An 18,523-nucleotide genomic window follows, 5' to 3' on the forward strand; every position below is an offset into this window, starting at 1 on the left:
AAGGCTTTGCCAAGCCCGCAGAAACTTGAACGCACCTGCTTCCTTTACAGCGTATCCAGCGTATCCGCTTAAAACGGGCTGTGCGGCAATCCCTTCCATTTCCTTTGGGGCATGATTGCGCTTCACTGAAATGAGAGCGGTTTGACAAGCCGCCGTTATTTTCAAGCGGGCGGGTTATGCCGCCTGACACCATTGCGTGTTTCAAACCCGCTGCGGCTTCCATCAAAATGCGGGAAAAACGTCAGGCCGTCTGAAAACGTTCAGACGGCCTGACGGAGTTTGCTCAAATATTATTTTTTGTTCAAAGAGTCGCGGATTTCGCGCAACAGCAGCACTTCTTCGGAAGGCTCGGCCGGCGCTTCTTCAACAGCCGGCGCTTCGCGTTTCAGTTTGTTGATCAGCTTGATCACCACGAAAATGGCAGCGGCGATAATCAGAAAGCTGATGATGGTGTTGATAAACAGACCCACATTCAGCGTAACCGCACCGGCTTCCTGCGCGGCAGCCAAAGTGGCATAGCCGGCTTCAGGCGCATTGGCCCCCTCTTTCAAGGTGATAAACAGGTTTGAGAAGTCCACGCCGCCGATCAAAATACCGATAGGGGGCATAATCACATCATCAACCAAAGATTTTACAATGCCGCTGAACGCTGTGCCGATAACCATACCGACCGCGAGATCGATCACGTTACCGCGCATAATAAATTCTTTAAATTCTTGTGCTAAAGACATCATATTTCCTTTCAAAAATTCAAAAAAGTGTGTGGAATATTACCAAAACTGCGCTGTATAAAAGTTAAGGCCGCGCGCATGGTACTGGATTTATTGTAATGGTATGTACAATATAGTTAAATTTTGTCTTTTCGACATGAAACGGCAATTTTGGTTCCCGCTTGTGTGAAAAAAATACCGTTCGACAAGAAGTGTAACTTTTTTACCGCAGCCGGCCTGCATCAAGCGGAGCGGCTTTTCAGCAAGCTTCCCCACACCAGCAGCAACACGAAACCGAAATACAACACACTCCACACCGGCAGCGGTATGCCGAGAAAGTAATCGGGCACCGCACAATCACCGAAACCGCGGATAACCGGCTCGTATAAATCAAACAACGGCCAATCCCGCAGGCGGAACGTCCACGGCGCACCGCAGGCCGGAGCGGCGCCGGGCGGCAGGCTTTGAATATAAAGCTGATATACCGCCACGCCCGCGCCATACACGGCCGGCACGCTCACCAAAAACGCGCTAAACATACGCCCGGCCCCGCTCTGTTGCCGCCCCAGTGCGGCCAGCAACGCCGCCATGCCGGCCGCCAACACCGACACACGCTGCAAAATGCACAACACGCAAGGGTTCAGCCCCATCACGTATTGCGAATAAAACGAGCCGATGGCGGTGCAGACCGAAAGCAACACCACGGCCCATAAGGTTTTGCGGAAAAGGTTCATACAAACTCCGTGTCAAGAATACTCCGTATCGGGCAAACACAACGGCGGCAGGCCGGCAAAACAACCGGCACCATAGGTTTTCAGACGGCCTGCCGGTATGGGCAGGCCGCCGTTTTAACGAAAGGCCGTCTGAAAGCCCGCCAAGAATACTATCCTTAGGCCAACAACGCGGCAGCCGCTGCCGGTGTGAAAAGCCGTCTGAAAATCCCCGGCAAGATGGCTGCTCATTTCATTGTGAAGCCGACCAATCATCGCGCGCCTGCCTGGCCTTTTCAAAATAACGGTAAAGCGCGGCGGCATCGCCTGCTTCAAGCATGGCTTTCAACACCGCCAACTGTTGCTGCTGGCCGTCAACCAGCGCGGTCAGGCTGTGTTTGTTGGCCATGCAGATGTCGGCCCAGACAGCAGGGTGGCTGGAAGCAATGCGGGTGAAGTCGCGGAAACCCGAAGCGGCAAAATCGAAATAAACCTCGCCATCGGGATGGGTGGCGATTTGGTGCACATAGGCATAGGCCAGCAGGTGCGGCAGATGCGACACGGCGGCGAAAACGGCATCATGCTCGTGCGCGCTCATGCGGGAAATTTGCGCCCCTGCCGAGCGCCATAACGATTCCACCAGATACAGGCCGTCTGAATCTTCTTTGCCGTGCGGGCAGATAATCAGTTTTTTGTTTTGAAACAGCCCGAACTGCGCCGCCAATGCGCCACTGCGGTCGGAGCCGGCAATCGGGTGGGCGGCGATGCAGCGCGGCAGATGCTGCGGCAGATATTGCCTGAACGCATTGATTGCCGATTGCTTGGTGCTGCCCACATCGGTTACCACGGTACGGTGGTCGAGCAGCGGTGCCAATTGCACGCACACGGCAGGCAGCGTGGCAACGGGGGTGGCGATCACCACCAAATCTGCCCCGCCCACGGCTTCGGCGCAGATGCACTCAAACGCGCGGTCAATCACCTTGCGCTCCAGCGCGCGCTCGAGATTGCTGCGGTTTAAATCGATGCCGGTTACGCCGCCCGCCAGCCCTTTGTGCTTCAAATCGAGCACAAACGAACCGCCTATCAGACCGACGCCGATAAGGGTGATGTGTTGGGGCGCAGTGGGGCTTTCCATGTTGCGGTGGGATAAACGGTTAAGCCGCCAGTTTACCCCAACGGCCGGCGGCTTAACAGTATCCGGATAGAAAAAGGCCGTCTGAACACGGCTTCAGACGGCCTCGGGTATCCGCTTGCCCGCTCAGGCCTGCGCAGCCGTTTGTGCAAACACTTTTTGCGCGGCGGCTACGGTTTCTTCGATCAGCTCGGGAGTGTGTGCGGCCGACATAAAGCAGGCTTCGTAGGCCGAGGGGCCGAAAAACACGCCGTTTTCCAGCATGCCGTGGAAGAATGTTTTGAAATATTCCACATTCGAAGCGGCCATATCGGCATAGCTTTGCGGAAAGGTGTCGGCGAAATACAGGCCGAACATACCGCCGATATAGTCGGCGCTGAAGGCGATGCCGGCTTCGCAGGCGGCCGTCTGAAAACCTTCGGTCAATTGCCGGTTGAGGGCAGACAGGTTTTCGTAGAAGCCTTCGCGTTGGATAATTTCCAGCGTTTTCAGGCCGGCGGCCACGGCCACGGGATTGCCCGACAGCGTGCCGGCCTGATACACACCGCCCAACGGGGAAATGCAGGCCATGATGTCTTTGCGGCCGCCAAACGCGGCCAGCGGCATACCGCCGCCGATAACCTTGCCCATCGTGGTCAGATCGGGCGTAATGCCGTGCAGCGACTGCGCGCCGCCCGGGGCAACGCGAAAACCGGTCATCACTTCATCGTAAATCAGTACCGCGCCGTGTTGCCGGGTGAGCGCGCGCAAAGCCTGGATAAAGCTTTCAGACGGCCTCACCAGATTCATGTTGCCGGCAAAGGGCTCCAAAATCACGCAGGCGATTTCGCTGCCGGCCTGGGCAAACGTTTCTTCGAGCTGTACGGTATTGTTGTATTCCAAAACCAGCGTGTGTCGGGTGAAATCGGCGGGCACGCCGGCAGAACTCGGGTTGCCGAAAGTGAGCAGGCCGCTGCCGGCCTTCACCAGCAGGCTGTCGGAATGGCCGTGGTAGCAACCTTCAAACTTGATGATTGTGTCGCGCCCGGTAAAACCGCGCGCCAGGCGGATGGCGCTCATGGTGGCTTCGGTGCCCGAGCTCACCAGCCGCAGCTGCTCGATGCTGGGCATCAGTTTGGCGATTTCTTCGGCGATGAGGATTTCGCCTTCGGTAGGCGCACCGAACGACAAACCGCCCAACGCTGCTTCGCGCACGGCTTCCACCACTTCAGGGTGGGCATGGCCGACAATGGCCGGCCCCCACGAGCCGACATAATCGATATAGCGGGTGCCGTTTTCGTCCCACACATAAGCGTCCCGGGCTTTTGAGATAAAGCGCGGCACGCCGCCGACGCTGCCGAATGCGCGCACGGGCGAATTGACGCCGCCGGGAATGATGTTTTTGGCACGGTTGAATAATTGTTCGTTGCGGTTCATAAGGCATCCTTGCTGAAATATACGGCTGTGTTTCAGACGGCTGAGAGGATACGGTTGGGCCGTCTGAAACGCAAAAAACCGTATTTTAACAGTTTACTGCCTGATATTGCGGCAGGCGCGGCCGCCCGGGGCAGATTTTAACGCAGCCTGCCGCCGTGTTCTGCAAATATGGTATATTGCGCCACTCTCCCGCAACCGCAAAAACTGCTGTGAATACTGTAAACCGAATCAATAACGGCATCCGCCAAAGCCTCGGCCATTATGAAGCCATGACCGAGAGCGTGCAGGCGATGATCGAAGCCTTTTGGCTGCGCGTACCCTATTTAGCGGTGGCACTGCTGGCCTTTGTGTTGTTTTGGCTGCTGGCCAGGCTGTTTAAAATCTTGGCGGCAAAGCTGCTCTCGCGCCGCCTCAGCCACAGAGCCAACCTGATGTTGGTGTTGCAGCGCATCGGCAGCGCGCTGATTGTTTTCGGCGGCTTTCTGGTGGCGATGATGATTGCCATCCCCGATTTCACCCCCGCGCAGCTGGTCAGCACGCTGGGCATCGGCTCGGTGGCCATCGGCTTTGCCTTTAAAGATATTTTCCAAAACCTGCTTTCAGGCATTCTGCTGCTGCTCAACGAGCCGTTCAAAATCGGCGACCGCATTGTTTCGGGTTCGTTTGAAGGCGAAGTGGAAAACATCGAAATCCGCGCCACCACGCTGCGCACTGATGACGACAGGCGCATCGTGATTCCCAATTCTCAACTGTTTACCTCGCCCGTTACCGTAAACACCCGCGCCGGCCTGTACCGCCAAAGTACTATGCTGACCCTGCCCGCAGGTTTGGATGCCGGCACGGTGAAAGAGCAGATTATCCACGCGCTGCAACAACAATGCGGCGACATCGTTTCCCAACCCGAAATCGCCGTTACCGCGCTTTCCGACACCACCGCCACGCTCGAGCTGCGCTGGTGGGCGCAGGGGCACGCCGACAACAACATGATTCTCGACCGCGTGCTGTCGTGCGTGCAGCCGCTGCTGACGCAGGGCGGCAAACCGAATGGAGACGAAAGCGGTGGGTAAGCGGGCCGTTTATTGGCTCCGGCAGGCGGTTCAGATGGCCTTGCTGCTGTTGCTGGTGTCGCTTGCGGTTGATTGGTGGCGCAAACCCGCCCAGCCGCAACGGTTTGCCGGGCAGGGTTTGGATATTGTAAACGGCGGGCAGACCACGCTGACCGCGCTCAGCAGCGGGCGCACCGCCGCCGTGTATTTTTGGGGAAGCTGGTGCGGCATCTGCAAACATACCTCTCCCTCCGTACAACGCCTGCACGAAGCAGGCATACCCGTGTTGGGCGTAGCGATGCACTCTGGCAGTGCGCAAGAAGTAGCAGCCTATATGCAGGAAAACGGTTTGTCGTTTGACACAGTTAACGACCCTCAAGGCAGGATATCGCGGCGATGGCAGGTGGCGGTAACACCGACCGTGGTGTTGGTAAAAAACGGCAGAATGATACACAGCACCACCGGCATCGGCAGCTATTGGGGGCTGCGCGGCCGTATCTGGCTGGCAGATAAGGTATATTGAAAAACCCACAGGTTTAAGTTTTCAGACGGCTGGGTAACACTGCCGACTATCCGTTGCAGGCAACCGCACTATAGCGGGTATAGCGGGTCTGCCCCTGCCTTTTGCCGATTCAAGCAATCGGAATCCGACACGCCTTTTACTGGCATATCGGCCGGCAAGCACGTGCTCCCTTACCGGTTTAGCTCATTTTATGAACTGCGTGCCTACCGCAGCACGGGCAAATAGCCCCCTGCCAACATAAAAACCAATATTTTGTTCATTTGCTTTTTCTTGAAAGGATAAAGAAGGTTTTTCACAGAATCTATTTGATTGTCATGATTTTCATAATAAAATTATCTTTTTTTTAGGGGCTGTACTAGATAACTAGGGAAATTTAACTTCAGGTTAGAATAATCCCTATGAGAAAAAGTCGTTTAAGTCAGTACAAGCAAAACAAACTGATTGAACTATTTGTTGCAGGTGTTACCGCCCGCACAGCGGCGCAATTAGTTAGCGTCAATAAAAATACCGCTGCCTATTACTTCCACCGTTTGCGCTTACTTATCTATCACAACAGCCCGCATCTGGAAATGCTTGATGGTGAAGTAGAAGTTGATGAAAGCTATTTTGGCGGACAACGCAAAGGCAAACGTGGTCGCGGTGCGGCTGGCAAAGTGGCTGTATTCGGGCTTTTGAAGCGTAATGGTAAGGTTTACACCGTTGCCGTACCCAATACACAAACTGCGACTTTATTGCCAATTATCCGCGAGCAAGTGAAGCCTGATAGCATTGTTTATACCGATTGTTACAAAAGTTATGACGTTCTTGATGTGAGCGAATTTTCACATTTTCGGATCAATCACAGCACACATTTTGCTGAGCGACAAAATCACATTAACGGAATTGAGAACTTTTGGAACCAAGCAAAACGCCATTTACGCAAGTTTAACGGCATTCCCAAAGAGCATTTTGAACTGTATTTGAAAGAGTGTGAATGGCGTTTTAACAACAGTGAGATAAAATTTCAAATTTCTATTTTAAAACAATCAGTAAAGCAGGATTTGTTCTAGTTATCTAGGACAGCCACTTTTTTTATCAAAAAATTAATTCTAGAGAGAAAAACACTCCGGCTAAAGTTACTGCAACAAATTTGTGTCATCATTTCGCGAATGCCGCACCAAATCAGACAATATCTGAGTATGTGACTGCAAATGCTTAAACGACAGGTAAGCATAGCGTTGAATTCCCCCATCTCTTGTAACACCCTCAATGGTACTTTTCGTTGAATCAGCCAGCTTGCCCAGATGTGTCTCAAATCGTGCCATGTGAAAGCTGTTATGTTGGCCAGCTCAAGACTTTTCTTCCAATACCTACTATTTATACCAATAATAGGATTTACACGCTTATTTACAAAGGCTCTAGACTAGCAGCTTTATATAAATTTACTTTAAAAAGCCCCCAAAGTTGGTGACCCAGTTCATCAGAGTTTCGGTTCCATCGCCATTCGCATTCCCTCAGGTGCAAATCAAAGTTTTTGGTTACGCCATTGAATTTGGCGGGCCTTTGTTTGGTAAAACTCCGGAAGCTTTCAATACCATTGATGCGCCCGGTACCATCTGCAAACTCATTTTGTCCGTGATTAACGCGCAAATGTTTAGAGTAGCCCGCATCGACCAGGCCGCTGTAACCGCGCCGGCTATCAGAATAAAAACACTCTCCAGAGAGACCTTTCCCAATATAACAGCTTGAAGTGTTTGCTTTTTACAATCAGGAACGATTTCGGTATAAACCCTGCCGTCTCTTTCGAAAATACCAAAGACGGGTTGTTTAAGCGTTCCTCTGCCACGCTTTGACTTGCCATGGAAACCGCGCTACAAATAGCTTTCATCAACCTCCATGCTGCCGTATAACAGGTCTTTTTGCTCGCTTTGGCAGCGGTATATTTCGTGTCTGAAAATGCGATACCGGTGGTTGATGGTATTGCGGTTGAAGCCTGTCGGCAAAGCGGTTTTGAGGCTTCTATACCGACACAAAAATGCTTGATAATTTTTTGAGCTGATGGTCACTTAACTTGGTGTTATATTTCATTTTTCTAGGCTAACAGAGCTATTCTGCTAGTCTAGAGCCTCACAAAAACATATTTGGAATGTTTCCCTATCTGCCACCTTAAACCCCCAATTGCGGCGCCATTTAAAACGACAACCAAAGATTTACTAGCTTTCATCTCATCAAAATAACACCAAGCAACTTTACGATCTAAATCTATTTGGTTCCACTTAAGATTTAAAACATTACTTTGCCTTAAACCAGTATTGAAGCTAAATATAATCAGGTCAGCAAAGTACCGTGTTCTTGCCACCCATATCAGCCTTTGAGCTTCAGCAGGCTTTAACCAACAAACTCATCCTTCATTCTCTTTATATTTTTCTATGAATGGCGCTTTGTCTATCCATTTCCATTTTTTTGCAGCTGCATTCAAAATAGAAATGATATAGAGATAAATAGCGGTTCTTTGTACTGTCTTTGCAATTCAGATTATCCACTACATTCATTACGAAGTCGTTATCAATATGGTGTAAATAGACCTCTGAATTGTGTCAGCAAACGTAGTTTTGATTTATCATTATTAATAACTACTTATTTTTTCTGATTTTTCTTTAAGCTATTTCAAAGCAGCTTCATCCCATAAACGCTTAGGCTTGTGGCCAAGATGGGAAACGCACCAAGCATTATGCTTAAATTCATCTCTCAGGTTTTCAGCTGATTTTTTGTCTTTCGTACGAGCAGAGCGTCTAACTCTTTTTTCACCGGGTATTGCAATGTCAACGTAATATATGCATGCCGCTTTTGCAACGGTACAAGCCCCCATGTTGTAAGCATTTTTCTTCACTCCTACTTTTGAACGAAGCCTGCAATTGCATATTTTCTTGTTCGGGCAGAAAAGCGTCAAGGGCAGGTTGGGTAATGCAATATCCCCCCCGGCAGTGCTCCCGTATATTTTCTCTTTGTGCGGCAGAAATCATTCTGCCGGTCTGCATCGTGGCCCTCATAGCTGTCTGACGGCTCTCTGACGGCTTTGTGATCAAAGTAATAACGGCTGTTTTTAGACAGCAGGAACAGGTATTCATGGGCACGGACGCAGCGGTCGGTTACGGATTCGGGCATGGGTTGGTTTTGTGCCAAATGATGTCTTGGCGCAGATACCAGCCGTCGGCCTGTAACGCCAAAGCCACCCTCCACGGAATGCCGATCAGGTCTTTGGTTTTGAGGCCATCTGAAAGCGGTGCAGTTTTAACTTCGTTGAAGCTGTGTGCTTTCAGACGGCCTTTCGGCCGCTTTAGGGACTGTGGCGGTTTCGGCTGCTGTTGCGGCCGTTTCTGACGTTGGGGCATCGGCTATCGGGGCAACGGGTTCCGCCGCTGTCCTGGTTCGGGGTTAGGATCGAGTTTGAGTTTGGAGTTCGCTGTCCATATCGCGCTCCTGTGAAACAGAAGCCTCCCTAGTCAGGGGGGCCGGGTTTGGCGGTTCGGCAGGTGGCGGGGCAGCCCGACAGACGAACTTCTTCGGCAACGATGGTCGCCTACTCTTCATCTCCTTCCCGCCATGGGGCAGCAGCGGGGCGCTTCGGCTTCGGGAGCCGCTGCTGGTTACGGTTCGCGGATTTTCTGATATCACAAACAATAACCGTCATAACTCACTATCAGGCCGTCTGAAAATATTTTTCAGACGGCCTGATAGTTTAAAAATATGATGTTTTTCAAATATCGGTGCCACAGCCTTGTGTCGCTCTGGTTGGTTTTACTATGCCCGTATTTGCCGATGACTGCGGTGTCGAAGATATGCAGATGCACCACCATGTGCGCATAAGGCGCCTATTGTGTTGAAAGACGTAACAAAAATATACGCCGTTTTCAGACGGCCTGTTGGTTTCCGGCCGGATTGACCCGCTCGCTGCTCGGCGGCGCTGAGTTGTTGGGCAGTCGGCACACGGCTCATGCTTTTGTCCGGCCCGAATCCCCACAGACTGACCGACGGGCCGATGGTTACATCGATGACGCCTTCGGTGGGGGCGTGCCGGACTCCGGGCAAACTCAGTTATGGTGAAAAACAAACATTTTACCGTGCGGGGTTTTGCAAAAGCTTCCGATCTGTTTTCTTTCCAGACGCCTTAATGTTATGATATTTGAAATAATAACTTAAAGAATAATTATATGAGTATCAAACAGTGGCCCGAAGGGGAACGGCCGCGTGAAAAACTGCTGGCGCGCGGTGCGGCGGCGTTAAGTGATGCCGAGTTGCTTGCCATTCTGCTCCGGGTGGGCACACGGGGCATGAGTGCGGTAGACTTGGCGCGCTATCTGCTTAACGAGTTCGGCAGCTTGGGCAAGTTGATGAGTGCCGATGCCAAAACCCTGTCGGTGCATAAAGGCATGGGGCTGGCGGGCTACACGCAGTTTGCGGTAGTGCGTGAAATAGGCCGGCGCGTGCTGGGGGAAGAGCTGCATGAAAACGCCGTTTTCAACCGTCCTCAAGATGTTGCCGACCTGCTGCGCCTGCATTTGGGGCATGAGCGGGTGGAGGTGAGCGTGGCATTGCTGCTCAACAGCCGCAACCGGCTGATAGCCCTGCACGAGCTCTCCCGCGGTACGGTGGCGGAAAATACCGTGTATGTGCGCGAAATCGTGAAGTTGGCGCTTGAGCATTATGCCGCCGCCGTGATTATTGCCCATAACCACCCCGGCGGCTCGCCCGAGCCTTCAAAAGCCGATATTGCTTTCACCCGCCGCCTGGCGCAGGCATTGGATTTGGTGGATGTGGCTTTGCTCGACCATTTCATTGTAACGGCGAAGCAGGCGGTATCGCTGCATGAGTGCGGTTTGATGGGAAAGGCAGAAATGCAGGATGCGGTTTTACCGTAACCGGATATAACGCGGCTGTTATTACCTTTGTTTCTGTTGCGGTGTTGCTTCTCCTCGGCTCAATGAGAACGATTTTGCCGGCCGTCTGAAACAGTACGGAATGGGTTCCATACCCGTCTGCATTGTCCCCGCCCTGCACGGCCTGCCTTGTGCCGGAAATGCAGCAGGCCGGTCAAAGTCTGCCTGCTGTCGGATGGTTCAGGCTTGGTATGCCGGGCTGTTTTTTGCTGAAATGATGGTTTCGTGATTTTTTGGGTATGCCGAACCATAAGGGTCTCCCCGCCTTGCGGCATTCCCGGCAATTCTCAAAATTCCCAAATGCGTCTTCAAACAAAAAACGGAGTGTGCAAACCTTGTTGGAGGTTTTTTTTACATTTAAGGCCGTCTGAAAATTTCAGACGGCCTTTGCATCCGTTTATATCGTTATATTGCAGCCGGCGGCTCAACCTTCAGTGAGCAGGTTTAATGCCTCGCGGTATTTTTCCACTGTTTTGCGGATAATCTCATCGGGCACTTTCGGCGCCGGTGCCTGCTTGTTCCAACCACTTTGCTCCAGCCAATCGCGCACAAACTGTTTGTCGAACGAAGGCGGAGTGGTGCCGGTGCGGTATTGGCCGGCCGGCCAAAAACGGCTCGAATCGGGCGTGAGCACTTCGTCCATCAGCGTCAGCGTGCCGTTTTCGTCAAGGCCGAACTCGAATTTCGTGTCGCAGATGATGATGCCCCGCGATTCGGCATAGGCAGCGGCTTCGGTGTAGAGCTGTATGGCTTTGCGGCGCACTTCGGCCGCAAGTTCCCTGCCGATGAGGGCTTCGCATTCTTCAAAGCTGATGTTTTCATCGTGATCGCCCACGGCAGCCTTGGTCGAAGGGGTGAAAACCACTTCGGGCAGCCGCTGCGCCTCCTGCAGGCCTGCAGGCAGTTTGATGCCGCAAACCGTACCGATTGCCCGGTAATCTTTCCAGCCGCTGCCGGCCAAATAGCCGCGCACCACAGCCTCCACTTTAACCGGCGTGAGTTTTTTGGCAACCACGGCGCGTTTTTCCAATGCACGGGCTTGCGCTTCGGGCAAGACATCGTAAACCGTGTCGCCGGTTAAGTGGTTGGGCAGGATATGGGCGAGTTTGCCGAACCAGAAATTGGACATTTGGGTGAGGATTTCCCCTTTGCCGGGAATCGGGTCATCGAGAATCACATCGAAAGCAGAGAGACGGTCGGAAGCGACCATAAGCATACGTTTTTCATCGATTCCGTATAAGTCGCGGACTTTGCCGGAATAGATTTTTTTCAGGCTGGCGGCAGGCATGGCTTTTTCCAAGAGAAACTTTCGGGGCGGCTATTTTAGCCTAAATCGGCAGGGCAGGGAGGATTGTTTGCCGGGCCGCCAGGCCGTCTGAAAGTTTTTTCAGACGGCTCAACCCTTTTATCAAACCATTTGATGCGGGCGGCTTAACGGGCGGCAAAGCAGGCGGGCATTCAAATATGCTGCCGTTCGGGCAGATTGCGGAAACCTGCGTTACCAAGTGCCGCGCTGCTTCTCCCCGGCTGGGACGGGTCAGTTTTTCATCGACTGCACCGGCGCGGGAATACGCCCGCCGCGCTTCACAAACACTTCGCACGAGCCTTCTTTCACCGGCATAATCGGTGCATAGCCCAACAGGCCGCCGAACTCTACGCTGTCGCCCACATCTTTGCCGGGCACGGGAATAATGCGCACGGCGGTGGTTTTGCCGTTAATCATGCCGATAGCGGCTTCATCGGCGATGATGCCGGAAAGGGTGGCCGCCGATGTGGTGCCGGGCACGGCCACCATATCCAGCCCGACCGAGCACACGGCGGTCATGGCTTCGAGCTTCTCCAGCGTGAGTATGCCCGATTCGGCGGCGGCAATCATGCCCTCGTCTTCCGACACGGGAATAAACGCGCCGCTCAAACCGCCCACCGCGCCCGAAGCCATCATGCCGCCTTTTTTCACGGCATCGTTCAACAGCGCCAGCGCGGCGGTAGTGCCGTGGGTGCCGCACACGCTCAAACCCATTTGCTCGAGGATGCGCGCCACCGAATCGCCGACAGCCGGTGTGGGCGCGAGCGACAAATCGAGAATGCCGAACGGAATGTTCAGGCGTTTGGCGGCTTCGTGGCCGATTAACTCACCTACGCGGGTGATTTTGAAGGCTGTTTTTTTCACCACTTCGGCCACTTCGGTTAAGGTGCGCGCATCGGAATGCTCCAGCGCGGCCTTGACCACGCCGGGGCCGGATACGCCCACATTAATCACCGCACCGGCTTCGCCCGAGCCGTGAAATGCCCCCGCCATAAAGGGATTGTCTTCCACCGCATTGCAAAACACCACGATTTTAGCGCAGCCGAAGCCTTCGGGCGTGATTTCGGCGGTTTCTTTGATGATTTCGCCTGCCAAGCGCACCGCGTCCATATTGATGCCCGCGCGGGTGCTGCCGATATTGATGGAGCTGCATACGATGTCGGTGGTTTTCATGGCTTCGGGAATCGAGCGTATAAGGATTTCGTCTGCCGGCGACATGCCTTTCTGCACCAGCGCGGAAAAGCCGCCGATAAACGATACGCCGATGGCTTTCGCGGCGCGGTCGAGGGTTTGTGCCACGCTCACATACGAATCGGCTTTGGTGGCGGCGGCGATTTGGGCGATGGGCGTTACCGAAATGCGCTGGTTCACAATCGGCACGCCGTATTTGGCCGAAAGATAGGCGGCCGTCTGAACCAAATCTTTGCCGGTATGGGTGATTTTATTGTAGATATTGCGGTTGAGTTCATCGAGATTGCTGCTGATGCAGTCGTGCAAATCGATGCCGATGGTGATGGTGCGCACATCGAAATGCTGGTCGGCCACCATGCGCACGGTTTCGAGAATTTCGTTGGACTGTATTTTGCTCATGATTCAGCCCCTTTAAATGCGGTGCATGGCGTTGAAGATTTCTTCGTTTTGCATACGGATGTCCAGCGCCAGCCTTTTGCCTTCTCCGGCAAACAAATCCAGCATCTCTTGGCGCGTTTTCGGGCATTGGGCGGTATTCACCAAAATAATCATGGTGAAAAAATCGTCCATCAACTGCTGGCTGATGTTAAGAATGTTGAGCTTGTGTTCGGCCAAAATTTTGGATACATCGTAAACGATGCCGACACGGTCTTTGCCGATAACGGTAATCACTGAATGGCTCATATTGCGTTTCCTTGATATTGGGTTTGAAATTTTAGGCGGGTTTCAGACGGCCTGTTTTTTCACAAAAGGCCGTCTGAAAAAATAAGCCGTATTGTATAGAAAAAGAAGCGTACTGCCTGCGGTGCGCCTGCGGGTTTACCGCAAAACGGCAATGCCCTGCCTTTGCTGCCGTTACGATAATGATTGACGCATTCCCGGCACGAGCCGGCCGGCCGTAAAGAATGCCGGCAGGGCAGGATACACAAAACCTTGGGGAATCAGTGGGTTCACAGCAACCCGCCCCGATAAATACGGAACGGTCGGCCGCAAAGAATACCGGCAGGGCAACACAAGCCCCCCGCCGTCATCATTTAACGCAGCCGGATTGAACATGGCCAAACCATGCCGACACCGCCTGCGGTTCGAAACCCGGCGGCGTTTTGTGCTGTTTCACTGTCTCCGCAGTTGGCCGGGCTTATTTGCTTCACTGCAGGCCACAGGCCGTCTGAAAACTTGTTCAGACGGCCTGTGGCCTGCACCGGCTCGCAATCAGGAAAACAGGCGTTTCGACAATACACCGCCCGGCTCAATGCCCACTTTCTGCATTTCATCCTGACGCGCCAACACATAGCTGCGCACATCTTTGAGCCACTGGGTGGAAAGCTCTTCGAGTTTGTCGTTTACCAGATCCAAGCCCAGCGTGCTGGAAAGTTTCACCGCCAAATCCATGAAGCGGTTGAATTGTTTTTCGCCGGCAGGCACATGGGGGATGTCGAACAGCATGCTGAAACCCCGGTAGGCCTGGTTGGCAAGCAGGCTGGAAGTAAAGGGGGCATTGTCGAGCGTGATGATGCTGAACAGCGGATCGCCCTGCTCGTCAGACAAATGAAATGCGCCGTCCACCCCCAACTCGAAACCGAGATTTTCCACGGCGGCGCGCAGCTCGGTGCCGCTGACTGTGCCGCGCGAAACAAGGTGCATGGCAATGGTTTGGTCTACGCGGGCGCACAATTCGTCAAGCGGGCGCGCGGTGTTCAAAAACGTTTCCACATCGGTAAGCAGCAGGCCGCCGTTCATTTTTTCGGCAAACCGGTTCACCTGGCCGCCGAAGCTTTCAAGCTCCTGCACGGTGGCCAGGCCGCTGCGGCTGATGGCTTGCAGGCCGATAACGAAACCCTGGTAGTAAACGCTGGGAATCGGCTCGGCGATTTGGAAGCGGCCGTCCATGGTGCAGCCGGCGATTTGAAAGCGGTGGCGGCTGGAAAGGCGGGGAATCGAATGCAGCTCCTGCGCTTCGTGCAGCGAGATATAGGCCATATAGTCGAAACGGTGGTCGAACCAGGGCAGCTCGAGCTTGGTAAGATCGTTCAGATCAAGCAGCAGTTTGCGTTTGCCTTGCAGTTTGGTTTGCGAAAACACCGGTGCCGCTATTTTTTTAAAGTCGAAAACAGCATCAGCGGGTTTGACTTCGGGTCGGATAACGGTTTCAGTGAAATCGTCTTCCACTTCAAATTCCACATCGGGCTTGCCCGCTGCCGCTTCGGAAACTTTGGCGGCAAACAAATCGTCTTTGCCGCCGAAGGCTTCCTGCCCGGAAATATCCTTATGGCGCAGGGGGCGGATGGGCGCGCCGGCCTGGTCTTGTGATTGGCCGTCGCGCACGAAATCGGTTTTGCTGCCCATCAGGGCATCTTTATCGGAATGGCCGAACTGCTCGCGCACCTGCCTGCGGTATTGGTTTTCCTGATACATATTATAGGCAATCACGCCCAAAATAACAGCGAGCACGAGAACGATGATAATCAGTGTGGTTTCACTCATATGCAATAATCCGTTAATCCGTGGGGTTGGGCCCAATGCGGCGATTATAACGAAAACCGCCTGCTCTGGCAGCATCTTTCAGCGCACGATTGCGATGCCGCCCTCCGCCACACGCACCCAATCGAAAAAATGTCCGGGGTCGCTTTTGCGGCCCGGCGCGATGTATTGGTGGCCGGTAACCGCCTCTATCGGATAGCGTGCCGCCAGCGCGCGCAGAAGAATATTTAACGATTGATACTGAACATCGGTAAAAGGTTCAAAATCGCAGCCTTCCAATTCGATGCCTATAGAAAACGCATTGCATTTTCCGCGCCCGCGAAACGAAGAAACGCCCGCATGGTAGGCCGCATCATCGCACGAAACAAACTGCACGGCTGCGCCTTTGCGGTCGATAAAGAAGTGGCTGGATACGCGCAATGGGTGTATCGCGCTGAAAAACGGGTGCTCTTTTGGATTGATGCGGTTGGTAAACAGCTTTTCCACCGCGCCCGTGCCGTATTCAAACGGGGGCAGCGAAATATTGTGCAAAACCACCAGCGAAACGGTTTCTCCGTTTTCCCGGGGGCTGAAATTGGGGGAGTCGGCACGCCGCGCGGGCAGCCACCAACCTTGTTGCCAGTTGTCCATCATATCCTTTAAACATTACGCTCTTTTTTCAGACGGCCTTTCATACTTTCAACGCTGCCGCTAAAACTGCCGTGCTGCAAAAAACGCCGCTTTCGTTTTATACTGCCGTCCGAACCAACACCACGAATCCTACCATGCTGAAAAAATTGTTGAAACGGCTTGCCGCCGCTTTTATTTTGCTTGCCGCCGTTTGGGCGGGCCTATTGTTTGCGCCGAAAAACAATGAAAAAGCCTATCGTCTGAAAATAGAAAAAAACCAGGGCATTGCCTCAGTGGGCCGCAAACTGGCCGAAAACGATATGGTTTACAGCCGCCACGCATTGATCTCGGCAGCCTATCTATTGGGTGTACACAACCGCCTGCGCACCGGCTCCTACCGCCTGCCCAAGCAGGTTTCCTCATGGCAGATTCTGCAGCACCTGCGCGGCGGCCGCCCCGATTCCATAACCGTGCGCATCACCGAAGGCATGCGCTTTGCACAAATGCGCCGCATCATCAACGAAACCCACGATATCGAACACACCACCCGCAGCTGGAGCAATGAAAAGCTGATGCAGGAAATCGCCCCCGATGCGCCGGCCGGCAACCCTGAAGGGCTGTTTTTCCCCGACAGCTATGAAATCGATGCAGGCAGCAGCGATATTCAGATTTACAAAACCGCCTACCGGACCATGCAGCGCAACCTGCAAGCCGCATGGGACGAGCGGCGCAGCGGGCTTCCCTATCAAACCCCTTACGAAATGCTGATTATGGCCAGCATCATAGAAAAAGAAACCGCCCACGAAAACGACCGCCGCCATGTTGCCGCCGTGTTTGCCAACCGCCTCGCCACCGGTATGCGCCTGCAAACCGACCCCAGCGTGATTTACGGCATGGGCGATGCCTACCAAGGCCGCATCCGCAAAGCCGATTTGCAGCGCGACACCCCCTACAACACCTACACCCGCGCAGGGCTCACCCCCACACCGATTGCGTTGCCCGGCAAAGCCGCGCTGGAAGCCGCCGCCCACCCTTCTGCCGAAAAATACCTCTATTTCGTTTCGAGAATGGACGGAACAGGCCAGAGCCAGTTCAGCCACACCCTCAGCGAACACAACGCCGCCGTACGCAAATACATTCTGAAAAAATAAAACATGATGCCGCCGGCGGGGCCGTCTGAAACATTTTCCCCAACAAAAACCAAATGTTTTCAGACGGCCTTTAACACGGCCTCCCCCATATTTCTTTTATAATGCCGCCACCCACCACCATAAAGCACACACCATGCAGGCACAATTCATCACACTTGACGGCATTGACGGCGCAGGCAAATCCACCAACCTCGCCGTGATTCAAAACTGGTTTGAAACCCGCAACCTGCCCGTACTGTTCACCCGCGAACCGGGCGGCACACCCGTGGGCGAAGCCTTACGCAAAATCCTGCTCAACCCCGCCACCCAAGCCGGCTTGCGCACCGAAACGCTGATGATGTTTGCCGCGCGCTGCCAGCACATCGAAAGCGTGATCGCCCCCGCACTGGCGCGCGGCACAAACGTCGTGTCCGACCGCTTCACCGATGCCACCTTCGCCTACCAGGGCGGCGGACGCGGCGTGCCGCCGGCCGATATCGCCGCGCTCGAAAACTGGGTTCAGGGCAGCCTGCGCCCCGATTTGACCATTCTGCTCGATGTGCCGCTGAAAGTTTCCATGCAGCGCATCGGCCGCAACCGCAAAAAAGACCGCTTCGAACAGGAAGAAGCCGCTTTCTTTACCCGCGTGCGCGCTGCTTATCTCAACCGCGCCGCCGCCGATCCCGGGCGTTACGCGGTCATCGACAGCAACCGCACACACGAAGCCGTGCAGCAATCTATCGAAGCCGCGTTAAACAAACATTTCCGGCTCAGACCCAAATCCCTCCTATAAAAAATTCCGCAGGCCGTCTGAATGGTTTTCAGACGGCAGAGTTTTCAGACGGCCTTCAGCCGGCTGTTACAAAAGCCTCTGCCTTTGATATGGTGTACCGCCTTCCCGCTCTTGACTTTGACACTAGGTTGAGGTTTATAGTTAAGCTATAGTGAATCTGCACGTTTTCCGCATCGTGCTGCAAGCCGCAGGCGGTGCGGTACGGCAAGGCGCAACCATGCTGTAACGAAGCAGGTGTTTGACTATATTTTTTATTTCACGGAGAGCATGATGGAAACCATCACCCTGAATATCGGCGGCATGACCTGCGGCGGCTGTGTCAAAAGCGTTACCAAAGTTTTAGAACAGTTAAACGGCGTGGGCAGAGTCGAAGTGAGTTTGGAAAATGCCGCTGCCCTGATTATTTACGATGCCGGTAAAATACAAACTGCCGCCTTAATCGGAGCGGTGGAAGGCGCAGGATTCGATGTTTCTTTATGAGAGAGGCCGCAGCCCCGGCAAAATCTTTCCCAAAAATCTTTTTTAAGCCTGTCTGATTAAAATAACGCTGCTGCCATGCA

The 18,523-nt window shown here is 53.6% G+C and carries 23 protein-coding genes and 1 pseudogene; 8 read left to right on the forward strand and 16 right to left on the reverse strand.

The window, feature by feature from the left end; translation table 11 throughout:
- Nucleotides 1-290: 290 nt before the first annotated feature.
- Both mscL and H7A79_RS04425 read right to left on the reverse strand, forming a co-directional pair.
- Nucleotides 291-731 (reverse strand): large conductance mechanosensitive channel protein MscL, encoded by a 441-nt coding sequence (gene mscL, locus H7A79_RS04420; RefSeq protein WP_187001189.1) that lies wholly within the window; start codon nt 729-731, stop codon nt 291-293.
- Nucleotides 732-952: 221 nt separating this feature from the next.
- A complete protein-coding gene (locus tag H7A79_RS04425; protein ID WP_135036114.1) occupies nt 953-1,444 on the reverse strand; it encodes a disulfide bond formation protein B in 492 nt (163 codons plus the stop codon).
- A 9-nt stretch (nt 1,445-1,453) separates the two neighbouring features.
- Between H7A79_RS04425 and H7A79_RS04430 the strand changes: the two genes are divergently transcribed.
- A complete protein-coding gene (locus tag H7A79_RS04430; RefSeq protein WP_167743137.1) occupies nt 1,454-1,603 on the forward strand; it encodes a hypothetical protein in 150 nt (49 codons plus the stop codon).
- A 70-nt stretch (nt 1,604-1,673) separates the two neighbouring features.
- Here the strand turns inward: H7A79_RS04430 and H7A79_RS04435 are convergent, their stop codons facing one another.
- Both H7A79_RS04435 and hemL read right to left on the reverse strand, forming a co-directional pair.
- Complete coding sequence (locus H7A79_RS04435; protein WP_187001190.1) at nt 1,674-2,555, reverse strand: prephenate dehydrogenase; 882 nt, start codon at nt 2,553-2,555, stop codon at nt 1,674-1,676.
- Between the two features lie 123 nt (nt 2,556-2,678).
- The gene (gene hemL, locus H7A79_RS04440) at nt 2,679-3,968 is read right to left on the reverse strand and encodes a glutamate-1-semialdehyde 2,1-aminomutase (RefSeq protein ID WP_187001191.1); all 1,290 of its coding nucleotides are present in this window, start codon (nt 3,966-3,968) and stop codon (nt 2,679-2,681) included.
- 209 nt (nt 3,969-4,177) lie between these two features.
- On the opposite strand from hemL, the gene H7A79_RS04445 reads away from it, so the two are divergent.
- From H7A79_RS04445 to H7A79_RS04455, 3 genes are all read left to right on the forward strand, one after another.
- On the forward strand, nt 4,178-5,035 hold the full coding sequence (locus tag H7A79_RS04445; RefSeq protein ID WP_209304415.1) for a mechanosensitive ion channel family protein: 858 nt from the start codon (nt 4,178-4,180) through the stop codon (nt 5,033-5,035).
- Nucleotides 5,028-5,537, forward strand: a complete 510-nt coding sequence (locus H7A79_RS04450; RefSeq protein WP_187001621.1) for a protein disulfide oxidoreductase — start codon at nt 5,028-5,030, stop codon at nt 5,535-5,537. Before H7A79_RS04445 ends, H7A79_RS04450 begins: the two co-directional genes overlap by 8 nt.
- Before the next feature lie 398 nt (nt 5,538-5,935).
- Complete coding sequence (locus H7A79_RS04455; RefSeq protein WP_186999959.1) at nt 5,936-6,586, forward strand: IS1595 family transposase; 651 nt, start codon at nt 5,936-5,938, stop codon at nt 6,584-6,586.
- On the opposite strand, the gene H7A79_RS04460 is transcribed toward H7A79_RS04455, so the two are convergent.
- The 6 genes and pseudogenes from H7A79_RS04460 to H7A79_RS04485 all read right to left on the reverse strand — a co-directional run bounded on the left by H7A79_RS04460 (nt 6,583) and on the right by H7A79_RS04485 (nt 9,605).
- Nucleotides 6,583-6,831 carry a site-specific integrase gene (locus H7A79_RS04460; RefSeq protein WP_246408068.1) on the reverse strand — a complete coding sequence of 83 codons (249 nt, stop codon included), beginning with the start codon at nt 6,829-6,831 and terminating at the stop codon, nt 6,583-6,585. The genes H7A79_RS04455 and H7A79_RS04460 overlap by 4 nt on opposite strands.
- A gap of 92 nt (nt 6,832-6,923) precedes the next feature.
- Nucleotides 6,924-7,604: pseudogene (locus tag H7A79_RS04465) on the reverse strand (IS1595 family transposase).
- Nucleotides 7,605-7,635: 31 nt separating this feature from the next.
- Entirely contained in the window at nt 7,636-7,875 is a 240-nt protein-coding gene (locus H7A79_RS04470) for a tyrosine-type recombinase/integrase (protein ID WP_246408070.1), read from the reverse strand.
- A gap of 303 nt (nt 7,876-8,178) precedes the next feature.
- On the reverse strand, nt 8,179-8,406 hold the full coding sequence (locus tag H7A79_RS04475) for a hypothetical protein (protein WP_246408071.1): 228 nt from the start codon (nt 8,404-8,406) through the stop codon (nt 8,179-8,181).
- Nucleotides 8,407-8,665: 259 nt separating this feature from the next.
- Nucleotides 8,666-8,908, reverse strand: coding sequence for a hypothetical protein (locus H7A79_RS15175; protein WP_246408074.1), 243 nt, complete (start codon nt 8,906-8,908; stop codon nt 8,666-8,668).
- Between the two features lie 409 nt (nt 8,909-9,317).
- Nucleotides 9,318-9,605: an FAD:protein FMN transferase gene (locus H7A79_RS04485; RefSeq protein ID WP_343060894.1), complete on the reverse strand. Its 288-nt coding sequence runs from the start codon at nt 9,603-9,605 to the stop codon at nt 9,318-9,320.
- 122 nt (nt 9,606-9,727) lie between these two features.
- Between H7A79_RS04485 and radC the strand changes: the two genes are divergently transcribed.
- Nucleotides 9,728-10,435 (forward strand): RadC family protein, encoded by a 708-nt coding sequence (gene radC / locus H7A79_RS04490; RefSeq protein ID WP_187001192.1) that lies wholly within the window; start codon nt 9,728-9,730, stop codon nt 10,433-10,435.
- Nucleotides 10,436-10,877: 442 nt separating this feature from the next.
- On the opposite strand, the gene H7A79_RS04495 is transcribed toward radC, so the two are convergent.
- The 6 genes from H7A79_RS04495 to ampD all read right to left on the reverse strand — a co-directional run bounded on the left by H7A79_RS04495 (nt 10,878) and on the right by ampD (nt 16,061).
- Nucleotides 10,878-11,741: a phosphoribosylaminoimidazolesuccinocarboxamide synthase gene (locus H7A79_RS04495; RefSeq protein ID WP_187001623.1), complete on the reverse strand. Its 864-nt coding sequence runs from the start codon at nt 11,739-11,741 to the stop codon at nt 10,878-10,880.
- 40 nt (nt 11,742-11,781) lie between these two features.
- On the reverse strand, nt 11,782-12,054 hold the full coding sequence (locus H7A79_RS04500; RefSeq protein WP_187001193.1) for a hypothetical protein: 273 nt from the start codon (nt 12,052-12,054) through the stop codon (nt 11,782-11,784).
- Complete coding sequence (locus H7A79_RS04505; RefSeq protein WP_135035354.1) at nt 11,991-13,349, reverse strand: PFL family protein; 1,359 nt, start codon at nt 13,347-13,349, stop codon at nt 11,991-11,993. The genes H7A79_RS04500 and H7A79_RS04505 overlap by 64 nt, the downstream gene beginning before the upstream one ends.
- A 12-nt stretch (nt 13,350-13,361) precedes the next feature.
- Nucleotides 13,362-13,634, reverse strand: coding sequence for an ACT domain-containing protein (locus H7A79_RS04510; protein WP_187001194.1), 273 nt, complete (start codon nt 13,632-13,634; stop codon nt 13,362-13,364).
- A 528-nt stretch (nt 13,635-14,162) separates the two neighbouring features.
- The gene (locus H7A79_RS04515) at nt 14,163-15,419 is read right to left on the reverse strand and encodes a cell division protein ZipA C-terminal FtsZ-binding domain-containing protein (RefSeq protein WP_187001624.1); all 1,257 of its coding nucleotides are present in this window, start codon (nt 15,417-15,419) and stop codon (nt 14,163-14,165) included.
- A 93-nt stretch (nt 15,420-15,512) separates the two neighbouring features.
- A complete protein-coding gene (gene ampD / locus H7A79_RS04520) occupies nt 15,513-16,061 on the reverse strand; it encodes a 1,6-anhydro-N-acetylmuramyl-L-alanine amidase AmpD (RefSeq protein ID WP_492011890.1) in 549 nt (182 codons plus the stop codon).
- A 134-nt stretch (nt 16,062-16,195) separates the two neighbouring features.
- Here ampD and mltG point away from each other — a divergent pair, with 134 nt between their 5' ends.
- The 3 genes from mltG (at nt 16,196) to H7A79_RS04535 (ending at nt 18,443) form a co-directional block, all read left to right on the forward strand.
- Nucleotides 16,196-17,191 (forward strand): endolytic transglycosylase MltG, encoded by a 996-nt coding sequence (mltG, locus tag H7A79_RS04525; RefSeq protein ID WP_187001195.1) that lies wholly within the window; start codon nt 16,196-16,198, stop codon nt 17,189-17,191.
- Nucleotides 17,192-17,324: 133 nt separating this feature from the next.
- Complete coding sequence (gene tmk, locus H7A79_RS04530) at nt 17,325-17,963, forward strand: dTMP kinase (RefSeq protein ID WP_187001196.1); 639 nt, start codon at nt 17,325-17,327, stop codon at nt 17,961-17,963.
- Between the two features lie 270 nt (nt 17,964-18,233).
- Nucleotides 18,234-18,443: a heavy-metal-associated domain-containing protein gene (locus H7A79_RS04535; protein ID WP_187001625.1), complete on the forward strand. Its 210-nt coding sequence runs from the start codon at nt 18,234-18,236 to the stop codon at nt 18,441-18,443.
- Nucleotides 18,444-18,523 lie beyond the last annotated feature (80 nt).

Origin of the sequence: Neisseria musculi (assembly GCF_014297595.2) — a bacterium.
Lineage (GTDB): Bacteria > Pseudomonadota > Gammaproteobacteria > Burkholderiales > Neisseriaceae > Neisseria > Neisseria musculi.